Source organism: Streptomyces sp. YIM 121038 (assembly GCF_006088715.1).
Taxonomy (GTDB): domain Bacteria; phylum Actinomycetota; class Actinomycetes; order Streptomycetales; family Streptomycetaceae; genus Streptomyces.
The window spans coordinates 6483642-6502103 of the sequence record NZ_CP030771.1 but is presented as its reverse complement, the minus strand read 5'-3'; the positions used below and the strand labels follow the sequence as shown (position 1 = coordinate 6502103).

Below are 18462 nucleotides of genomic sequence, written 5' to 3'. Positions count from 1 at the left end.
CGAGGCCCCGACGAGGGCCCAGGTCAGCGCACAGCCCGCCGCAGGCGGTGGCGCACGGCCCGCTGGGCCACGGGACCCAGGTCGTCCAGGGCCGCGACCAGGGCCCCCAGGTCCTCCAGGGCGTCGAGCGCCCGCCCCGCCCCCTCCGCGTCCACCCCTTCGTACAGCTCGATCCCCACGAACGACGCCGCCACCGCCCGCGCGAGCCCCACCGCGTCCACGAACCCGCCGAGCGGCGACGCCCCGAGCACCCGCACGAGGACCTCCTCGACCTCCGCGACCCAGAGCGAGAGCCCCGCCGCCGTCGCGGCGGCGAGCCGCGGCTGGGTCTGCGCCCCGGCGAGCAGCTGCCCGAGCACGGCCACGGACCCCGCGGCCCGCTCCTCCTCGTGCATCCGCCGCCCGAACTCCAGGAGCTCCCCGAGCGTGGAGATCGCGGCGAGAGCGTCCCGGTAGCGGGCGACCCGCTGCTCCGTGCCGTACCGGCAGGCCTCCGAGAGCAGTTCGTCGACCGACCCGAAGTGGTAGAAGACGAGCGCCTGGTTCACCCCGGCGGCGGCCGCCACGCTGCGCGCGGACGTCTTGGCGATGCCCTGCTCGGTGAGCGTGCGCAGCGCCCCCTGGAGGAGCTTCTCGCGGGTCTCCGCGCTCACGCGCGCACCTCCTCGCGCACGGGCCGCAGACCGGGCCGCACCCCGCACTCCCGCACGTCCCGGTACGCGGCCCGGAACCGGCCCTCGTACCCGAACAGCGGCCCCACGTACCGGTTGGCGACCCGGACCCGGATGCGGAAGCACCCGGCGGCGTCGTCGTAGGACTCGCGCACCTCGGCGTCGCCGCCGACGAGGTCCGGCACGCGGACGTCCACCGGGCCCTCCCGGAACCGGTGCTCTCCGGAGCGGATGACGAGGGAGCCGTCCGGTTCGGCCGCGAAGTGCAGGTCGCTGGCGAGGTGCTGGTGCGTGCCGAGGTAGTCGAGCACGCGGTCGCCCTCGGGGGCGAGGACCATCTGGGCGTCGAAGCGCCGGGCCCGCCCGGGGAAGTGGAAGGTGCGCACGAAGCTCACCGTCTCACGCCCGAAGGTGTCGGCGTACGGCACGTTCTCGATGGTGAAGGGGACGTTCCGGCCGGTGCGCGGGACGAGGATGTGCCGCGTCGCGCCGACCGCGAGGAACGGCTTCACGAAGCCGCGGCCGTGCCAGATCCGGTCCATCACGCCGTATCCGACGCAGGCCTCGCCGCTGTCGAGCCCGACGGAGAACCGCCGCCGGAGCTGCGGATGGAGCCGCTCGAAGTCGGCGCCGAGCACGGTACGGAAGATCGAGGTCATGCGGGCTTCTCCTGCGGGTCGAGGGGCGCGGCGGCGGACAGGCGGCGCAGGACGCCCGGCGCCCGGGTGCGCCGCGGCGGCCTGCGCAGACAGCGCCGCGCGGCGGGCGTGCCGGGCAGCGGCGGCACCAGGAGCGCCACCAGGGCGGCGCCGAGCGCGGCCACCGGCCCGCCGCCCGCCCCCGCCACGGCCACGGCCAGGCCGCGCGCCCCGACGTCGGCCGCCGCGTGGGCGAGGGCGCGCTCCGGGGTGGTGCCGCGCTCCAGCCAGAGCCGGAGCCGGTCGAACGACCACGCCGTGGCCCAGCCCATGAGCGGGCGGAAGAGCAGCCGGTCGGCGAGCGCGCCGGGGCGGCCCCAGCGCGGCCGGTAGTCGTAGCCCGTGAGGAAGCGGACGCCGTCGCCGGTGGGCACGTAGCGCCAGTAGCCGCTGCCCTCGGCGAGCAGCGAGAGCGGATGCGGCGAGGCGAACCGGAGCGCCGAGGTCCGGGTGCCGTCGGGCCTGCGCCTCTCGCCCGCACTGACGCCGGTCCCGGCGACGGTGAGGAAGGGCAGCACGCGGGTGGCGTACCGGAAGTGCTGCGGTTCGCCGTCCTTGGCGGGCAGATAGTCGATCTCCGTGAACCGGAGGTCCCACCGCTGGTGCGCGGCGGGGTCCTGAGTGTGCGCCCACAGGTCGTCGATGTCGGCGCGGATCAACGCTTCGATGTACAGGCTCACCGGAAACCCCCACGTCAGCACGGTTTGAGCGATCGCTTTGAGCAGTCGCTCAACTGCGGCTGTCGCAACGTAGCAGGGATTTGAGCGGTCGCTCAACTCCTTCGGGGTGAGGGACGGGGCGACGGACGGGTGACGGTTGAGGACAGCGAAAGGCCCCCGCCGATGCTCGGCGGGGGCCTTTCGGAAGCGGGCGCGTGGGCCTGGCTGTCAGCCCTGGGACAGATGCCGTTCCACGGTCTCGACCTTGGAGGTCAGGCCGTCCGTCACGCCGGGGCGGACGTCGGCCTTGAGGACGAGGGAGACGCGGGGAGCACGGGCCTCGACCGCGGCGACGGCGCGCTTGACCACGTCCATCACCTCGTCCCACTCCCCCTCGACGGAGGTGAACATCGCGTCGGTGCGGTTCGGCAGGCCCGACTCGCGCACCACGCGGACGGCGTCGGCGACGTACTCCCCCACGTCCTCGCCGACGCCGAGCGGCGTCACGGAGAAGGCGACGATCACGCGTTCACGACCCCCTCGCGGCGGGCGCGCGAGGCGATGACCGCGGCCTCGGCCTCACGCTTGAGCTTGCGGTCGGCGAAGAAGCCTCCCGTCGGCAGGACGGAGAGGACGAAGTACAGGGCGGCCGTCTTCAGGCTCCACTTGGTGCGGTTCCAGGCGTCGGCCCAGAACAGCACGTAGAGCACGAAGAGCACGCCGTGGATCATGCCCATCGCCGGCACGGCGTTGAACTCCGTGGTGCGCTTGAGCACCGAGCAGACGATCAGGAGGAGGAAGGACACGGCCTCCGGAACGGAGACCAGACGGAGGCGGCGGAGTGCGGAAGCGGTGTTGATGTCCACGAGTCACCTTCGGGGGCGGGGGTCGGCGTCGATCTTGTGAACGGATGCACAAGCGCCCCCCATTGTGGCATCAGGGATCTACCGGGGTGCGTTCAGGGTCGGAAGCCCTGTCGCCGCGCACCGCGCTGCGGATACCTTCGCTGTCGTGGCTACGTTCCGAGTGCAGGGCAGCAGAGTGCTCGCCGTCGACATGACAGGCGACTCGGTCAAGGCGAAGAACGGTTCGATGGTCGCCTATGACGGCACGATGAACTTCAAGAAACTGACGGGGGGCGGCGAGGGCATCCGAGGCATGGTCACCCGGCGTCTGACCAATGAGCAGATGACGGTGATGGAGGTGAAGGGCCACGGCACGTGCTGGTTCGCCGACCGCGCGGCGGAGATCAGCCTGGTCGGCCTCCAGGGCGAGAAGCTGTACGTGGAGGCCAGCAATCTGCTGTGCACGGACGCGGGCCTGCGCACCGGCACCACGTTCACGGGCCTGCGCGGCGCCAGCCAGGGGAACGGCGTCTTCACGACGACCGTGGAGGGCACCGGCCAGGCGGCGATCATCTCGGACGGCCCGGCGGTCGTCCTGCGCGTGACGAAGCAGTACCCGCTCCATGTCGACCCGGGCGCCTACGTGGCGCACCAGGGCAATCTCAAGCAGAGCTTCCAGTCCGGCGTCACCTTCCGCCATCTGTTCGGCGAGGGCGGCGGCGAGGCCTTCCAAATCCGCTTCGAGGGCGAGGGCCTGGTGTACGTCCAGCCCAGCGAGCGCGAAACGATCGCGGGAGACGTGTGACATGCCGTTCCGTGAAGTCACTCCGAAGATGGTCGAGGCGACCGTGCAGCCGGGCGTGAAGCTGTTCAGCCAGCGCGGCGCGATGCTCGCCTACAAGGGAGACGTCTCCTTCACCCCGAACCTCACCGGCGGCCAGGGCGGCCTGATGTCCATGATCGGGCGCCGCCTCGCCGACGAGGACGTCCCGCTGATGACCGTCGAGGGCAGCGGCACGGTCATGTTCGGGCACGGCGGCCATCACATCCACGTGATCACCCTGACCGGCGACACGCTGTACGTGGAGTCGGACCGCCTGCTCGCCTTCGACGGCACCCTCCAGCAGGGCACCGTGTTCCTCGGCTCGCAGGGCGGCGTGATGGGCATGGTGCGCGGCCAGATCTCGGGCCAGGGCCTGTTCACCACGTCCCTCAAGGGCCAGGGCGCGGTCGCCGTGATGGCCCACGGCGGCGTCGTCGAGCTGCCCATCACCCCCCAGCGCCCGGTCCACGTGGACCCGCAGTCCTATGTGGCGCACCACGGTGACGTACGCAACAAGCTGTCCACGGCGCTCAGTTGGCGCGACATGGTGGGCCGCGGCTCCGGCGAGGCGTTCCAGCTGGAGCTCAGCGGCAACGGCGTGGTGTACGTCCAAGGTTCGGAGGAGAAGCTGTGAGCACGCCCGTGATCTTCGACCCGGCGACGCTACCGAGCGACGACAACGTCAACGCGTACACCTTCTGTGTGGAACTGCGCGGCAGCCAGTGGTTCCTGCAGAAGGGCAAGATGATCGCCTACTACGGGCGCATCGATTTCAACGGCATCGGCCACGGCCGCCTCGACCGCCTCCTGCGCACGTCCTTCCACTCCCCGCTGCACGCGAGCGACTGGGTGGTGGCCGAGGGCGAGGGCAAGATGCTGCTCGCCGACCGCGCCTTCGACGCGAACTCGTACGACCTCGAGGACGGCAACCTGACGATCCGCGCGGGGAACCTCCTCGCTTTTCAGCCAAGTCTCTCGCTGAAGCAGTCCATCGTCCCGGGCTTTCTGACCCTGATCGGCACGGGCAAGTTCGTGGCGGTCTCCAGTGGCCCCGTGGTGTTCATGGAGCCGCCGATCCGCGTGGATCCGCAGGCCCTCGTCGGCTGGGCGGACTGCCCGTCCCCCTGCCACCACTACGACCACGGGTACATGACGGGGGTGCTCGGCGGCCTGCGCGCACTGACCGGCATCGGCGGCACATCGGGCGAGGAGCACCAGTTCGAGTTCGTGGGCGCGGGCACGGTCCTGCTCCAGTCCTCGGAGTCCCTGATGGACGGGGTGGACACCGGCGCGCTTCCGCAGCAGGCCGGGGTGCCGGGCGCGGCGGGCACCGGCGGCGGCTCGGGCGGACACGGCTCCTCCGGCCAGGGCGGGCAACATGGCCAACGTGGACAGCAGCCGCTCGGACCGCGCCTTCCCGGACAACTAGGCAGCCTCCAGCGTCGCTTCGGCCTGTGAGCGGTAGTCTGCGGAGTGTGACGGCGAACGCCTGTGCCCCTCGGTCTCCCGGGGGGTGCGAGCCGTGTCACACCCCTTCACTCGTTCATCATTCAACTTCTTAGGTAGAATCGATTCCATGGAGACCGAGACGGCCCCGCAGTGGCTGACCAACGAGGAACAGTGCGCCTGGCGCACCCACGTGGAGGTCAACAGGATGCTGACGTACCAGCTGGAGAAGGATCTCCAGCCGTTCAACCTGACCATGAACGACTACGACATCCTCGTACATCTCTCCGAGTCCGAAGACCTGCGCATGCGCATGAGCGACCTCGCGACCGCCACTCTGCAGTCCAAGAGCCGCCTGTCGCACCAGATCACGCGCATGGAGAACGCGGGCCTGGTCCGGCGCGAGAACTGCGAGTCCGACCGGCGCGGCCTGTTCACCGTGCTCACCGACGAGGGCATGGAGACGATGAAGCGCGTCGCACCGCACCACGTGTCGTCCGTGCGCCAGCACTTCGTCGACCTCATCTCGCCGGAGGCCCTCGGCGACCTGCACAAGGCGCTGACACCGATCGCGGAGCACCTGCGCGGTCTGCGCGGCAAGCCGTGACGCTGCCGCTGTGCCTCGGCGGTTCCAGGGGGGCTTGGCTCGTGTGTCGCTCAGTGCCGGTGGTCCTTGGCTGAGCGCGCAGTTCCCCGCGCCCCTTCGGGGCGCACTTGCGGCAGCCTCAGGACGAACCGGGCGCCGCCCCCAGGGGCCTCGTCGACCGTGAGCGTGCCGCCGTGCCGCGCGGCCACGTCGCGGGCGATGGCGAGCCCCAGGCCCGCACCGCCCTCGTCCCGGCTCCGCGCGTCATCCAGACGCACGAACCGCTCGAAGATCCGCTCGCGCTCCGCCGCCGGCACCCCGTTCCCGTCGTCGGCCACCTCCAGGACCGCCCAGTCCCCTTCGGTCCGGGTGGTGACGGTGATCCGCGACCGGGCGTGCCGCTGGGCGTTGGTCACCAGATTGCCGAGGACGCGGGACAACTGCCCACGAGATCCGGCCACTTCGGCGCTCTCCAGCGCCGTCGCGACCGGAACGCGGTCCGCCGGGCGCTGCGACAGCTCCTCACGGGCCAGGGCCGCGAGCTCCACCCGGCCCTGCCCCGGCTTCTCCCCGGCGTCCAGACGGGCGAGCAGCAGCAGGTCGGCGGCCAGCTCCTGAAGCCGCACGGTGTCCTCGACGGCGCCCGCCACGTCCAGCAACTCCGGGTGTGCGGCGCCCACTTCGAGCTGGGTGCGCAGTGAGGCGATGGGGCTGCGCAGCTCGTGCGAGGCGTCGGCGACGAAGCGGCGCTGCCGCTCCACGGAGGCCTGGAGGGCGGCGAGCGTCTCGTTGGTGGTGCGGGCCAGGCGCGCGATCTCGTCGTGCGTGTCCGGCTCGGGCACCCGCCGCGCCAGGTCCTCGGACGCGGTGATGGCGGCCATCTCCCCGCGGATCGCGTCGACCGGCCGCAGCGCGCGGCGCGTGACCAGCCAGGTCACGGCCGCGATCACGGCCAGGAGCACGGGGAAGCCGATCAACATCGCGGTCAGCGCGGTGGTGACGGCGCTCCGTTCGGCGGTCAACGGGGCACCCGCGTCGACGGTCAGCTCACCCTTCGAGTCCGTGTTCACGCGGACGGCGGCGAATCGGTACTCCTCCGTGTCGCCGTCGACGGTCGCGGAGCGCTCGGTGATCCGGGTCTCGTCGTCGATCTCACCGGGCTTGAGGGAGTCGTCGTCGGACCCGTCGTCGGACCCGTCGTCGGAGTCATCGGAGCCGTCCGCCTTCTCCGCGCCGTCCTCGGCGGCCTCTTCCTTGTCCTCCTTCTCCTCCGCGGCGTCGTCCGAGTCGTCCGAGGCATCGGAGTCGTCGGAGTCCTCGGAGTCCTCGGACGACTCCGACGGCTCGGAGGCGGGCGGGGTGGAAGGGGCCTTCCGCTCGGGGCGCACGTCCCTGACGCGCTCGCCGAACAGCCGCTCCAGTTCCTCGGTGTGCGCGACGACCCGGCCGTCCTCGTTCAGGACCCGTACGGGATGGTCGTCGTCGGACAGGTCGAGCTTGTCGTACGGGGTGCCGATGGCCAACTCGGTCGCCACCTTCCGGGCGGCGGACCCGGCCTGCGCGTCGGCCTGCTCGACGAGGCCGGACCGGATCGCGAGCAGCACGGCGGCGCCCGCGGCGACCAGGGCGAGGGCCACGACGACCGTGGCCGCCGCGGTCGCGCGGGCGCGCACCGAGGCGAAGGGGCGGAAGCGGCGGAAGCGGCGGCTCATCGCGGGGCCTCCAAGCGGTAGCCGGCGCCGCGGACCGTCTTGATCAGCGGTGCGCCCAGCTTGCGGCGCAGCGTGCTCACGTACACCTCGACGATGTTCGGATCGCCCTCGTACGCGAAGTCCCAGACGTGCTCCAGGATCTCCGCCTTGGACACCACCTGGCCCGCGCGCAGCAGCAGCTGCTCCAGGACCGCGAACTCCTTCGCCGTCAGGGCGACCTCGGTGCCCCCGGCGTCCCCCTCGCGGACGACGCGGCGCGCGGCCGTGTCGATCCGCAGCTCGCCGATCCGGTGCACCGGCGACGGGGCCGCGGCGCGGCGGCGCAGCAGCGCCTTCACGCGGGCGACCAGGACCACGTAGCTGAAGGGCTTGGTGAGGTAGTCGTCGGCGCCCGTGTCCAGGCCCTCGGCCTCGTCGTACTCGCCGTCCTTGGCGGTCAGCATCAGGATCGGTACGTCGTTGCCCGCGGCGCGCAGGGTGGAGCAGACCCGGTAGCCGTTCATGCCGGGCAGCATGATGTCCAGGATGACCAGGTCGTACGTGCCCTCCGTGGCGCGGTGCAGACCGTCGACGCCGTCGTGGACGACGTCGACGGCGTAGCCCTCGGCGGTCAGGCCCCTGGCCAGGGACAGGGCCAGACGCTTCTCGTCCTCGACGATCAACAGACGCATGCCCTCAGGATGCCGGAGCCCGGCTGAAGAAATCTTCAGGTGTCTTCAGGGGGGCTTCAGGAACGTTCAGGCAGCGTGTTTCCCATCGGAACGGACGGCCCCGGTACGGCGGGGCCAGCCACTCGGGAGGAAACCCTCATGAAGCGCAACATCGTCATCGCCACCGTCGCGGCCGCCGCACTCATCGGGGGCGGGACGGCCACGACCTTCGCGCTCAGCGGCGACGGTGAGAGCTCCTCGGCCTCGTCGGCGCGGAAGTCGAGCGTCCAGCTGAAGGACGACGGCGGGGCGCGGGGCACGGAGGTCCGGGGCGACGACCGATACGACGACGACCGTGATGACGACGACCGGGACGACCGGGGTGACAGGGACGACCGGGGCGAGGACGCCAGGGACGCCGCCGAGGCCAAGGCCGCCGAGGTGAGCGCCGCCGACGCGATCGCCGCCGCGCTCAGGTCCGCGAGCGGCACCGCCGTCTCCGCCGAGCTGGACTCCGACGACGGCGGCCTGGTCTGGGACGTCGACGTCCTCGGCAAGGACGGCTCGACCTGGCACAGCGTGCACGTCGACCCCGGTACGGGCAACGTGCTCGGCTCCCACACCGAGAACGACGCCGAGGACGCGGCCGAGGCCGGGGCCGCGCTGAAGGGCTCCTCGGTCTCCGCGGCCGACGCGGCGAAGGCCGCCGCGGAGAAGGGCACGGTGACGTCGGTCGACCTCGAGGACGAGGCGGGCGGCAAGGGTGTCTGGGAGGTGGAGACGGTGTCCGCCAAGGGCGCCGAGACCCACTGGCTCGTGAACCTCAGCTCCGCCGAGGTCACCCCCGGCCCCCTGGACGACTGACCCCGGCACAGAGCCCTACGCCTCACACACCACCCCGCCGTCCCCCGCGGCGGGGTTTCTCTCTCCCCGCGCTGTGGGCGGTCGTCCCGCGGGGCGGGACGGGTGGGCGCGGCCCCCGGTGCCGAGCGACCGCGCAGGCAGGAGCCCGGCCGCGGGCCTAGCCCGCCGTCAGGCCCTCCACCAGGGAGTCCGCCGCCGCGTACGGGTCCAGCTCGCCCGCGACGATCCGCTCGGCGAGCGCCCCGAGCCGCACGTCCCCGTGCAGGTCGGAGATCCGCTCCCGCAGCGCCGTGACGGCGATCGTCTCGATCTCCCGGGCCGCCCGCGTGACCCGCCGCGCGGTGAGGACCCCCCGCTCCTCCATCCACGCCCGGTGCTTCTCCAGCGCCTCGACGACCTCGTCGGTCCCCTCGCCGCGCGCGGCGACGGTCTTGACGATGGGCGGCCGCCAGTCCCCGGGGGTGCGCGCCTCCCCGAGCCCCAGCATGTGGTTGAGCTCGCGCGCGGTCGCGTCCGCGCCGTCGCGGTCGGCCTTGTTGACCACGTACACGTCGCCGATCTCCAGGATCCCGGCCTTCGCGGCCTGGATGCCGTCGCCCATCCCGGGCGCGAGGAGGACCACGGAGGTGTCGGCCTGCGAGGCGATCTCGACCTCGGACTGGCCGACGCCGACCGTCTCGACGAGGACCACGTCGCAGCCCGCGGCGTCGAGCACCCGGATCGCCTGCGGCGCGGCCCAGGCGAGCCCGCCCAGATGCCCCCGGGTCGCCATGGAGCGGATGTAGACGCCGGGGTCGGACGCGTGCTCCGACATGCGGACGCGGTCGCCGAGCAGCGCGCCGCCGGAGAACGGCGACGAGGGGTCGACGGCGAGGACCCCCACCCGCTTCCCGGCCCGCCGGTACGCGCTCACCAGCGCGGAGGTCGACGTGGACTTGCCGACGCCCGGCGACCCGGTCAGGCCCACGACGTACGCGTGCCCGGCCAGCGGCGCGAGGGCCGCCATCACTTCGCGCAGCTGCGGCGACGCCCCCTCCACCAGCGAGATCAGCCGGGCCACGGCCCGTGGCCTGCCCTCGCGGGCCTGCGCCACCAGGGAGGGGACGTCTTGCATTGCGGCTCCGTTCCGTACGTACGTCTCCGACGTCTCCGAAGACACGAAGGGGATGCGAAGGGATGCGAAGAGAAGCGAAGGGGATGCGAAGGGATCCCGGAGGAGGGCGCCGGGGCCTCAGCTCTTGGAGACCTTCAGGATGAGCGCGTCGCCCTGCCCGCCGCCGCCGCACAGCGCGGCCGCGCCGACCCCGCCGCCGCGCCGCTTGAGCTCCAGGGCCAGGTGCAGGACGAGCCGCGCGCCGGACATCCCGATCGGGTGACCCAGGGCAATGGCGCCGCCGTTGACGTTCACCTTTTCCGTGGACACCCCGAGGTCCTTCATTGACTGGACCGCGACGGCCGCGAACGCCTCGTTGATCTCGATGAGGTCGAGGTCGTCGACGCCCAGGCCCTCCTTCTTCAGGGCGTGCAGGATCGCGTTGGACGGCTGGGACTGCAGGGAGTTGTCCGGCCCGGCCACGTTGCCGTGTGCCCCGATCTCGGCGATCCACGCGAGGCCGAGCTCCTCGGCCTTGGCCTTGCTCATGACGACGACGGCCGCGGCGCCGTCCGAGATCTGCGAGGCGGTGCCCGCCGTGATCGTGCCGTCCCTGCCGAAGGCGGGGCGCAGCTTGCCGAGCGTCTCGACGGTGGTCTCGGCCCGGATGCCCTCGTCCTTGGCGACGAGCACCGGGTCGCCCTTGCGCTGCGGCACCTCGACGGGCGTGATCTCGGCGTCGAACACGCCGTTCTTCTGGGCGGCGGCCGCGCGCTGGTGCGACAGGGCGCCGATCTCGTCCTGCTCGGGGCGCCGGATGCCGAGACGGGTGTTGTGCTTCTCGGTCGACTCGCCCATGGCGATGGACTCGAAGGGGTCGGTGAGGCCGTCGTACGCCATCGCGTCGAGCATCTCGATCGCGCCGTACTTGTGGCCCTCGCGCGACTTGGGGAGCAGGTGCGGGGCGTTGGTCATCGACTCCTGGCCGCCCGCGACCACGACGTCGAACTCACCGGCGCGGATCAGCTGGTCCGCGAGCGCGATGGCGTCGAGACCGGAGAGGCACACCTTGTTCACGGTGAGTGCGGGGACGCTCATCGGGATGCCCGCCTTGACCGCGGCCTGGCGCGCCGGGATCTGCCCCGCCCCGGCCTGAAGCACCTGCCCCATGATCACGTACTGCACCTGGTCGCCGCCGATGCCCGCTCGGTCGAGGGCCGCCTTGATCGCGAATCCGCCCAGGTCGGCGCCGGTGAAGGACTTGAGTGAGCCGAGCAGTCGCCCCATGGGCGTGCGCGCGCCCGCGACGATCACTGAGGTGGTTCCGGTCGTTCCAGACATGTGGCACGGCCCCTTCCAGCTGGCGAGCTGAGGAGATGTGAACGAGGGTTTACTCGAATGTACTGAGCGGTACGGCGCCCGTCACCGGGAGGCGAGTGTGATCGCGCGCACGTTGCGTAATCACGGCCGCAGGCGCTGCACTTGAACCATGCTGACGCGAATTGATCACATCGGGATCGCCTGCAAGGACCTCGACGCGACGGTCGAGTTCTATCGCGCGACGTACGGCTTCGAGGTGTTCCACACCGAGGTCAACGAGGAACAGGGGGTGCGCGAGGCCATGCTGAAGATCAACGAGACCTCGGACGGCGGCGCCTCCTACCTCCAGCTCCTGGAGCCGATCCGGGAGGACTCGGCGGTCGGCAAGTGGCTGGCCAAGAACGGCGAGGGCGTGCACCACATCGCCTTCGGCACCGCCGACGTCGACGGCGACTCGGAGGCCATCCGCGACAAGGGCGTGCGCGTTCTGTACGAGCAGCCGCGCATCGGTTCGATGGGGTCGCGCATCACTTTCCTGCACCCCAAGGACTGCCACGGCGTCCTCACCGAACTCGTCACGTCCGCGCCCGCCGAACAGCCGGAGCACTGACCTCCCGTTACTCGGGGCCGGTAGGGTTAGTGGCGGCCGTCCGAACCATGGGCGGTCGCTTGCCGGGGTCCGGGTTTCGGGGGACGAGCGTCGGGGCAGCAGCCCGAGCTCCGCTGTTGATCTGACACCATTCCCCGGGGGCCTCGTTCGCGGGACGGGCGAGGCTCGTACGTCTAAGACTTGCGACCAGGGGACGGATGGGACCGCGCAGTGCGGGGCTACGAGAGCCAGGACAGCCGACGACCGGCTGAGGCCGACCATCTCTCACGGTTCGAAGCCGAGATGGACCGGCTGAAGACCGACCGGGAGAAGGCCGTCCAGCACGCCGAGGACCTCGGCTACCAGGTCGAGGTGTTGCGCGCCAAGCTGCACGAGGCGCGCCGCAACCTCGCGTCCCGCCCTGCCTACGACAGCGCGGACATGGGCTATCAGGCCGAGCAGCTGCTGCGGAACGCCCAGATCCAGGCCGAGCAGCTGCGCGCCGACGCCGAGCGCGAGCTGCGCGAGGCCCGCGCCCAGACGCAGCGCATCCTCCAGGAGCACGCCGAGCAGCAGGCCCGGCTCCAGGCCGAGCTGCACACGGAGGCCGTCTCCCGGCGCCAGCAGCTCGACCAGGAGCTGAACGAACGCCGCCAGACCGTCGAGTCCCACGTCAACGAGAACGTGGCGTGGGCCGAGCAGCTGCGCGCCCGCAGCGAGCAGCAGGCCCGCCGGCTGCTCGACGAGTCCCGCGCCGAGGCCGAGCAGGCGCTCGCCGCCGCCCGCGCCGAGACCGAGCGGCTCGCCGAGGCGGGCCGGCAGCGCCTCGCCGCGGACGCCGAGAGCGCCCGCGCGGAGGCCGAAGCGCTCCTGCGCCGGGCCCGTACCGACGCCGAGCGCCTGCTGAACGCCGCGTCGGCGCAGGCCCAGGAGGCCGCCGACCACGCGGAGGCGCTGCGCTCGTCCACCGCCGCCGAGTCCGACCAGGCGCGCCGCCAGGCCACCGAGCTGAGCCGGGCCGCCGAGCAGCGCATGGCTGACGCCGAGGCCGCCCTGCGCGCGGCGCGCGCCGAGTCCGACAAGCTCGTCGCCGGGGCCAAGGAGGCCGCGGCCAAGCAGCTCGCCGCCGCCGAGGCCGCGGGCGAGCAGCGCACGCGGACGGCCAAGGAGCAGGTCGCCCGCCTCGTCGGCGAGGCCACGAAGGAGGCCGAGGCCGCCAAGGCGGAGGCCGAGCAGAAGCTGGCGGACGCCGCCGCCGAGGCCGAGAAGCTGGTCGCGGAGGCCGCCGAGAAGGCCCGCTCGATCACCGCCGAGGAGACCGCGTCCGAGATCGCGAAGGCCGCGCGGACCGCCGAGGAGGTCCTGACCAAGGCCTCCGAGGAGGCGACCGCGACCACGCGCGCCGCCGCCGAGGAGGCCGAGCGGGTCCGCGCCGAGGCCGAGGCCGAGGCGGACCGGCTGCGCAGCGAGGCGCACGACATCGCCGAGCAGCTCAAGGGCGCGGCGAAGGACGACACCAAGGAGTACCGCGCCAAGACCGTCGAGCTCCAGGAGGAGGCGCGCCGGCTGCGCGGCGAGGCCGAGCAGCTGCGGGCCGACGCGGTCGCCGAGGGCGAGAAGATCCGCGGCGAGGCGCGGCGCGAGGCCGTCCAGCAGATCGAGGAGGCGGCCCGGTCCGCCGAGGAGCTGCTGACCAAGGCCAAGGCGGACGCCGCCGAGGCCCGCCAGTCCGCGACCGCCGAGGCCGAGCGGGTCCGCTCCGAGGCCGTCGAGCGCGCCACGTCCCTGCGCCAGCAGGCCGAGGAGACCCTGGAGCGCACCCGCGCGGAGGCCGAGCGGCACCGCACGGAGGTCGACGAACAGGCCGAGGCCGTCAAGGCCGAGGCGGAGGCGGTCGCGCGGGAGCTGCGCGAGGAGGCCGAGCGCGCCGTCGCGGCCCGCACGGCCGAGGCCGAGGCGGAGCTGACCCGGCTGCGGACGGAGGCCGACGACAAGCTCACCGCGGCCGAGCGGACGCTGACCGAGGCGCGCGCGGACGCCGAGCTGATGCGGCGCGAGGCCGCCGAGGAGACCGAGCGGCAGCGCACGGAGGCCGCCGAGCGCGTCCGCACCCTCCAGTCGCAGGCCGAGGCCGAGGCCGAGCGGCTGCGCGACGAGGCCGCGGCGGACGCCTCGCAGGCGCGCGCCGAGGGCGAGGCCATCGCGGTGCGCCTGCGCTCCGAGGCCGCCGCCGAGGCGGAGCGCCTCAGGACGGAGGCGCAGGAGACCGCGGACCGGGTGCGCGCGGAGGCGGCGGCCGCCGCCGAGCGCGTCGCGACCGAGGCCGCCGAGGCGCTCGCGGCCGCGCAGGAGGAGGCGGCCCGGCGCCGCCGCGAGGCCGAGGAGACGCTCGGCAACGCGCGTGCGGAGGCCGACCAGGAGCGGGAGCGGGCCCGCGAGCAGAGCGAGGAGCTGCTCGCCGCGGCGCGCAAGCGCGTGGAGGAGGCCGACGCCGAGGCGCACCGCCTGGCCGAGGAGGCCGAGGCGCGCGCCACGGAGCTGGTGTCCGCCGCCGAGCAGCAGGCCCAGTCCGTACGGGACTCCGTGGCCGGTCTGCACGAGCAGGCCCAGGAGGAGATCACGGGCCTGCGCTCGGCCGCCGAGCACGCGGCGGAGCGCACCCGTACCGAGGCGCAGGAGGAGGCGGACCGCGTCCGCGCCGACGCGTACGCCGAGCGGGAGCGCGCCGGTGAGGACGCGAGCCGTACGCGGCGGGAGTCCGCCGAGGCGGCGGAGGCCGCCAAGGCGCTCGCCGAGCACACCGTCGCGGAGGCGATCGCCGAGGCCGACCGGATGCGCTCCGACGCCGCCGAGCACGCCCAGCGGGTGCGCACGGAGGCCTCGGACACCATCGCGCAGGCCGACCAGGACGCCGCCCGCACCCGCGCCGACGCCCGCGAGGACGCCAACCGCATCCGCGGTGACGCCGCGAACCAGGCGGACACGCTGATCGGCGAGGCCCGCAGCGAGGCCGAGCGCCTCACCACCGAGACGGCCGCCGAGGCCGAGCGGGTGCGCACCGAGGCGATCACCGAAGCCGAACGCCTCACCACGGAGACGGCCGCCGAAGCCGAGCGCGTGCGCGCGGAGTCCGTCGCCGCGGCCGAGCGCCTCACCACCGAGACCGCCGCCGAGGCCGAGCGGGTGCGCACCGAGGCGATCACCGAAGCCGAACGCCTCACCACGGAGACGGCCGCCGAGGCGGAGCGGGTGCGCGCCGAGGCGGTGGCCGCGGCCGAGCGACTGATCTCGGACGCGACCGGCGACGCCGAGCGGCTGCGCGCCGAGGCGGCCGAGACCGTCGGCTCCGCGCAGCAGCACGCCGAGCGGATCCGCACGGAGTCGGAGCGCGTCAAGCAGGAGGCGCAGGCCGAGGCCGAGCGGACGCTGAGCGAGGCGCGCGCGGAGGCCGAGCGCACCCTGGACGAGGCGCGCCAGGCCGCCAACAAGCGGCGTACGGAAGCCGCGGAGCAGGTCGACACGCTCATCACCGAGGCCGCGGCCGAGGCCGAGAAGCTGACCGCGGACGCCCAGGAGAAGGCGCTCAAGGCGACGACGGACGCCGAGACGCAGGCGGACGCGATGGTCGGCGCGGCCCGCAAGGAGGCCGAGCGGATCGTCGCCGAGGCCACGGTCGAGGGCAACACGCTGGTGGAGAAGTCGCGTACGGACGCCGACGAGCTGCTCGTCGGCGCGCGCCGGGACGCCACCGCGATAAGGGAGCGCTCCGAGGAGCACCGCAGCCGCGTCACGACGGAGATCGAGGAGCTGCACGAGCGGGCCCGGCGCGAGTCGGCCGAGGCCATGAAGTCGGCGGGCGAGCGCTGCGACGCCCTGGTGAAGGCCGCCGAGGAGCAGCTGGCCGAGGCGAAGGCGAAGTCCGAGGAGCTGATGTCGGACGCCAACTCCGAGGCGAGCAAGGTGCGTATCGCGGCGGTGAAGAAGGCCGAGGGGCTGCTGAAGGAGGCCGAGCAGAAGAAGGCCGAGCTGGTGCGCGAGGGCGAGCGGATCCACGCCGAGGCGCGGGCCGAGGCCGAGCGCACGGTCGACGAGGGCAAGCGCGAACTGGAGGTCCTCGTCCGGCGTCGCGCGGACATCAATGCGGAGATCTCCCGTGTCCAGGACGTGCTCGAGGCGTTGGAATCGTTTGAGGCCCCACAGGGCGGCGGCAAGGACGCGGGCGTCAAGGCGGGGGCCGCAGCGGGGGCTACACGTTCGGGTGGCAAGCAGTCAGAGGGCTAGCCACGGAGGCCTTTCCGTGCTGGGCCGGGACCTTCGGCCCTGTCGCTGGCAAGCGCTCTGCCGGTTAGCCACTCAAAAGGGGTGTCATTCTCCAGATCAAACGGGCATACGCTCGATGACACGCCGCAACGCCCCCTAGGATTCCCTCTATCACCTCACCCGGTCTCATTCGACAGGAACCCCATGAGCGACACTTCCCCCTACGGCTTCGAGCTTGTGCGGCGTGGGTACGACCGCGCTCAGGTGGACGAACGTATCTCCAAGCTCGTCTCCGACCGAGACTCCGCTCTCACCCGAATCACTGCTCTGGAAAAGCGCATCGAGGAACTCCACCTCGAAACGCAGAACGCCCAGGCCCAGGTCGCCGACGCCGAGCCGTCGTACGCCGGGCTCGGGGCCCGCGTCGAGAAGATCCTGCGCCTCGCCGAGGAAGAGGCGAAGGACCTGCGCGAGGAGGCCCGGCGCGCGGCCGAACAGCACCGCGAGCTGGCCGAGTCGGCCGCCCAGCAGGTGCGTAACGACGCCGAGTCGTTCGCCGCCGAGCGCAAGGCGAAGGCCGAGGACGAGGGCGTCCGCATCGTCGAGAAGGCCAAGGGCGAGGCGAACGCGCTGCGTGCCGAGGCGCAGAAGGACGCGCAGTCCAAGCGCGAGGAGGCGGACGCCCTCTTCGAGGAGACCCGCGCCAAGGCCGCCCAGGCGGCCGCCGACTTCGAGACGAACCTCGCCAAGCGGCGCGACCAGTCCGAGCGCGACCTGGCCTCGCGCCAGGCCAAGGCCGAGAAGCGCCTCGCGGAGATCGAGCACCGCGCGGAGCAGCTGCGCCTGGAGGCCGAGAAGCTGCGCACCGACGCGGAGCGCCGCGCCCGCCAGACGGTGGAGACCGCGCAGCGCCAGGCCGAGGACATCGTCGCGGACGCGAACGCCAAGGCGGACCGCATCCGCAGCGAGTCCGAGCGCGAGCTCGCGGCGCTGACCAACCGCCGCGACTCCATCAACGCCCAGCTGACGAACGTCCGCGAGATGCTCGCGACGCTCACCGGTGCCGCCGTGGCCGCGGCGAGCACGCCCACCGAGGACGAGCCGATCTCGCGGGGGGTTCCGGCACAGCAGAGCCGCTGACGCGGATAAGAGCAACCACGGGGTGAACGCGATGGAGCCCCCTGCCACCTCGAGTGGCAGGGGGCTCCGTCCCGTTTTAGCGTGTCGACGTGATCGGGTTCCGTGCGTGATCGAGGTGGCGGCGTGATCGAGCTCGAAGGGCTGACCAAGCGGTACGGCGAGAAGGTGGCGGTCGACAGCCTCACCTTCACCGTCAGACCGGGTCTCGTCACGGGCTTCCTCGGGCCGAACGGCGCGGGCAAGTCCACGACCATGCGGATGATGCTGGGCCTCGACAACCCCACCGCGGGCGACGTACGCATCGACGGCAAGCACTACGCGCAGCTGAAGGACCCGCTCACCTACATCGGCGCGCTCCTGGACGCCAAGGCCATGCACGGCGGTCGCAGCGCCTTCAACCACCTGCTGTGTCTGGCGCAGTCCAACGGCATCCCGCGCTCGCGCGTGCACGAGGTCCTGGACACCGTGGGCCTCACGGCCGTGGCCAGGAAGAAGGCCAAGGGCTTCTCGCTCGGCATGGGCCAGCGGCTCGGCATCGCGGGCGCGCTGCTCGGCGACCCCGAGATCCTGATGTTCGACGAGCCGGTCAACGGCCTCGACCCCGAGGGCATCCACTGGATCCGGAACCTGATGAAGTCCCTCGCCGCCCAGGGCCGTACGGTCTTCGTCTCCTCGCACCTGATGAGCGAGATGGCGCTCACCGCCGAGCACCTGGTGGTCATCGGCCAGGGCCGCCTCCTCGCCGACACCTCGATGGCGGACTTCATCCGCGACAACTCCCGGTCGTACGTACGGCTGCGCTCACCGCAGCGCGAACGCCTCCTGGACGTGCTGCACGAGGCCGGGGTCACGACCGTCGAGGCGGGCAACGGCACCCTCGAAGTGGACGGCGCGAGCTCCGAGCAGCTCGGCGAACTGGCCGCCCAGCACCACCTCGTACTCCATGAACTCAGCCCCCAGCAGGCCTCGTTGGAGGAGGCCTTCATGCAGCTCACCGCCGAGTCGGTGGAGTACCACGCGCACGCCGACCACCAGGGGGCCCCGGCGCCCGGCGGCCCCGGCTGGGGCGAGGGCTGGCAGCCGCGCCCGAAGGGAGAGTGACCCCG

At 72.6% G+C, this 18462-nt stretch carries 18 protein-coding genes; 9 read left to right on the top strand and 9 right to left on the bottom strand.

Annotated elements, in window-relative coordinates; translation table 11 throughout:
* Positions 1 to 23: 23 nt before the first annotated feature.
* The 5 genes from C9F11_RS28110 to C9F11_RS28090 all read right to left on the bottom strand — a co-directional run bounded on the left by C9F11_RS28110 (position 24) and on the right by C9F11_RS28090 (position 2894).
* Positions 24 to 653, bottom strand: coding sequence for a TetR family transcriptional regulator (locus C9F11_RS28110; RefSeq protein WP_138961868.1), 630 nt, complete (start codon positions 651 to 653; stop codon positions 24 to 26).
* Positions 650 to 1330, bottom strand: coding sequence for a DUF4166 domain-containing protein (locus tag C9F11_RS28105; RefSeq protein WP_138961867.1), 681 nt, complete (start codon positions 1328 to 1330; stop codon positions 650 to 652). The genes C9F11_RS28110 and C9F11_RS28105 overlap by 4 nt, the downstream gene beginning before the upstream one ends.
* The gene (locus tag C9F11_RS28100) at positions 1327 to 2049 is read right to left on the bottom strand and encodes a hypothetical protein (RefSeq protein ID WP_138961866.1); all 723 of its coding nucleotides are present in this window, start codon (positions 2047 to 2049) and stop codon (positions 1327 to 1329) included. The genes C9F11_RS28105 and C9F11_RS28100 overlap by 4 nt, the downstream gene beginning before the upstream one ends.
* A gap of 207 nt (positions 2050 to 2256) precedes the next feature.
* Positions 2257 to 2553 carry an MTH1187 family thiamine-binding protein gene (locus C9F11_RS28095; protein ID WP_138961865.1) on the bottom strand — a complete coding sequence of 99 codons (297 nt, stop codon included), beginning with the start codon at positions 2551 to 2553 and terminating at the stop codon, positions 2257 to 2259.
* Positions 2550 to 2894 (bottom strand): DUF3817 domain-containing protein, encoded by a 345-nt coding sequence (locus C9F11_RS28090; RefSeq protein WP_138961864.1) that lies wholly within the window; start codon positions 2892 to 2894, stop codon positions 2550 to 2552. Before C9F11_RS28090 ends, C9F11_RS28095 begins: the two co-directional genes overlap by 4 nt.
* A 145-nt stretch (positions 2895 to 3039) precedes the next feature.
* Here C9F11_RS28090 and C9F11_RS28085 point away from each other — a divergent pair, with 145 nt between their 5' ends.
* From C9F11_RS28085 to C9F11_RS28070, 4 genes are all read left to right on the top strand, one after another.
* Entirely contained in the window at positions 3040 to 3678 is a 639-nt protein-coding gene (locus C9F11_RS28085) for an AIM24 family protein (RefSeq protein ID WP_138961863.1), read from the top strand.
* Position 3679: 1 nt separating this feature from the next.
* On the top strand, positions 3680 to 4330 hold the full coding sequence (locus C9F11_RS28080) for an AIM24 family protein (RefSeq protein WP_138961862.1): 651 nt from the start codon (positions 3680 to 3682) through the stop codon (positions 4328 to 4330).
* Positions 4327 to 5154 carry an AIM24 family protein gene (locus C9F11_RS28075; RefSeq protein ID WP_242723223.1) on the top strand — a complete coding sequence of 276 codons (828 nt, stop codon included), beginning with the start codon at positions 4327 to 4329 and terminating at the stop codon, positions 5152 to 5154. Before C9F11_RS28080 ends, C9F11_RS28075 begins: the two co-directional genes overlap by 4 nt.
* Before the next feature lie 118 nt (positions 5155 to 5272).
* On the top strand, positions 5273 to 5749 hold the full coding sequence (locus C9F11_RS28070; RefSeq protein ID WP_138961861.1) for a MarR family transcriptional regulator: 477 nt from the start codon (positions 5273 to 5275) through the stop codon (positions 5747 to 5749).
* A 50-nt stretch (positions 5750 to 5799) separates the two neighbouring features.
* On the opposite strand, the gene C9F11_RS28065 is transcribed toward C9F11_RS28070, so the two are convergent.
* Together C9F11_RS28065 and C9F11_RS28060 are read right to left on the bottom strand one after the other, a co-directional pair.
* Positions 5800 to 7440, bottom strand: coding sequence for a HAMP domain-containing sensor histidine kinase (locus C9F11_RS28065; protein ID WP_138961860.1), 1641 nt, complete (start codon positions 7438 to 7440; stop codon positions 5800 to 5802).
* Positions 7437 to 8111 (bottom strand): response regulator transcription factor, encoded by a 675-nt coding sequence (locus C9F11_RS28060; RefSeq protein WP_138961859.1) that lies wholly within the window; start codon positions 8109 to 8111, stop codon positions 7437 to 7439. Before C9F11_RS28060 ends, C9F11_RS28065 begins: the two co-directional genes overlap by 4 nt.
* Before the next feature lie 138 nt (positions 8112 to 8249).
* Between C9F11_RS28060 and C9F11_RS28055 the strand changes: the two genes are divergently transcribed.
* A complete protein-coding gene (locus C9F11_RS28055) occupies positions 8250 to 8954 on the top strand; it encodes a PepSY domain-containing protein (RefSeq protein ID WP_138961858.1) in 705 nt (234 codons plus the stop codon).
* A gap of 157 nt (positions 8955 to 9111) precedes the next feature.
* Here the strand turns inward: C9F11_RS28055 and meaB are convergent, their stop codons facing one another.
* Complete coding sequence (gene meaB, locus C9F11_RS28050; RefSeq protein WP_138961857.1) at positions 9112 to 10068, bottom strand: methylmalonyl Co-A mutase-associated GTPase MeaB; 957 nt, start codon at positions 10066 to 10068, stop codon at positions 9112 to 9114.
* Positions 10069 to 10185: 117 nt separating this feature from the next.
* On the bottom strand, positions 10186 to 11388 hold the full coding sequence (locus C9F11_RS28045; protein ID WP_138961856.1) for an acetyl-CoA C-acetyltransferase: 1203 nt from the start codon (positions 11386 to 11388) through the stop codon (positions 10186 to 10188).
* Positions 11389 to 11536: 148 nt separating this feature from the next.
* Between C9F11_RS28045 and mce the strand changes: the two genes are divergently transcribed.
* The 4 genes from mce to C9F11_RS28025 all read left to right on the top strand — a co-directional run bounded on the left by mce (position 11537) and on the right by C9F11_RS28025 (position 18457).
* Entirely contained in the window at positions 11537 to 11977 is a 441-nt protein-coding gene (mce, locus tag C9F11_RS28040) for a methylmalonyl-CoA epimerase (RefSeq protein ID WP_138961855.1), read from the top strand.
* 210 nt (positions 11978 to 12187) lie between these two features.
* A complete protein-coding gene (scy, locus tag C9F11_RS28035; protein WP_138961854.1) occupies positions 12188 to 16237 on the top strand; it encodes a polarized growth protein Scy in 4050 nt (1349 codons plus the stop codon).
* 183 nt (positions 16238 to 16420) lie between these two features.
* Positions 16421 to 17356, top strand: a complete 936-nt coding sequence (locus tag C9F11_RS28030) for a cellulose-binding protein (RefSeq protein ID WP_030688363.1) — start codon at positions 16421 to 16423, stop codon at positions 17354 to 17356.
* A gap of 123 nt (positions 17357 to 17479) precedes the next feature.
* On the top strand, positions 17480 to 18457 hold the full coding sequence (locus C9F11_RS28025) for an ABC transporter ATP-binding protein (protein WP_138961853.1): 978 nt from the start codon (positions 17480 to 17482) through the stop codon (positions 18455 to 18457).
* The last annotated feature ends 5 nt before the right edge of the window (positions 18458 to 18462 follow it).

What these genes read in the sequence shown, in the direction of transcription:
- C9F11_RS28030 (WP_030688363.1), top strand. Translation starts at nt 16,421, where the DNA reads ATGAGCGACACTTCCCCCTACGGCTTCGAGCTTGTGCGGCGTGGGTAC.
- meaB (WP_138961857.1), bottom strand. Translation starts at nt 10,068, where the DNA reads ATGCAAGACGTCCCCTCCCTGGTGGCGCAGGCCCGCGAGGGCAGGCCA.
- mce (WP_138961855.1), top strand. Translation starts at nt 11,537, where the DNA reads ATGCTGACGCGAATTGATCACATCGGGATCGCCTGCAAGGACCTCGAC.
- C9F11_RS28105 (WP_138961867.1), bottom strand. Translation starts at nt 1,330, where the DNA reads ATGACCTCGATCTTCCGTACCGTGCTCGGCGCCGACTTCGAGCGGCTC.
- C9F11_RS28055 (WP_138961858.1), top strand. Translation starts at nt 8,250, where the DNA reads ATGAAGCGCAACATCGTCATCGCCACCGTCGCGGCCGCCGCACTCATC.
- C9F11_RS28045 (WP_138961856.1), bottom strand. Translation starts at nt 11,388, where the DNA reads ATGTCTGGAACGACCGGAACCACCTCAGTGATCGTCGCGGGCGCGCGC.
- C9F11_RS28065 (WP_138961860.1), bottom strand. Translation starts at nt 7,440, where the DNA reads ATGAGCCGCCGCTTCCGCCGCTTCCGCCCCTTCGCCTCGGTGCGCGCC.
- C9F11_RS28060 (WP_138961859.1), bottom strand. Translation starts at nt 8,111, where the DNA reads ATGCGTCTGTTGATCGTCGAGGACGAGAAGCGTCTGGCCCTGTCCCTG.
- C9F11_RS28080 (WP_138961862.1), top strand. Translation starts at nt 3,680, where the DNA reads ATGCCGTTCCGTGAAGTCACTCCGAAGATGGTCGAGGCGACCGTGCAG.
- C9F11_RS28070 (WP_138961861.1), top strand. Translation starts at nt 5,273, where the DNA reads ATGGAGACCGAGACGGCCCCGCAGTGGCTGACCAACGAGGAACAGTGC.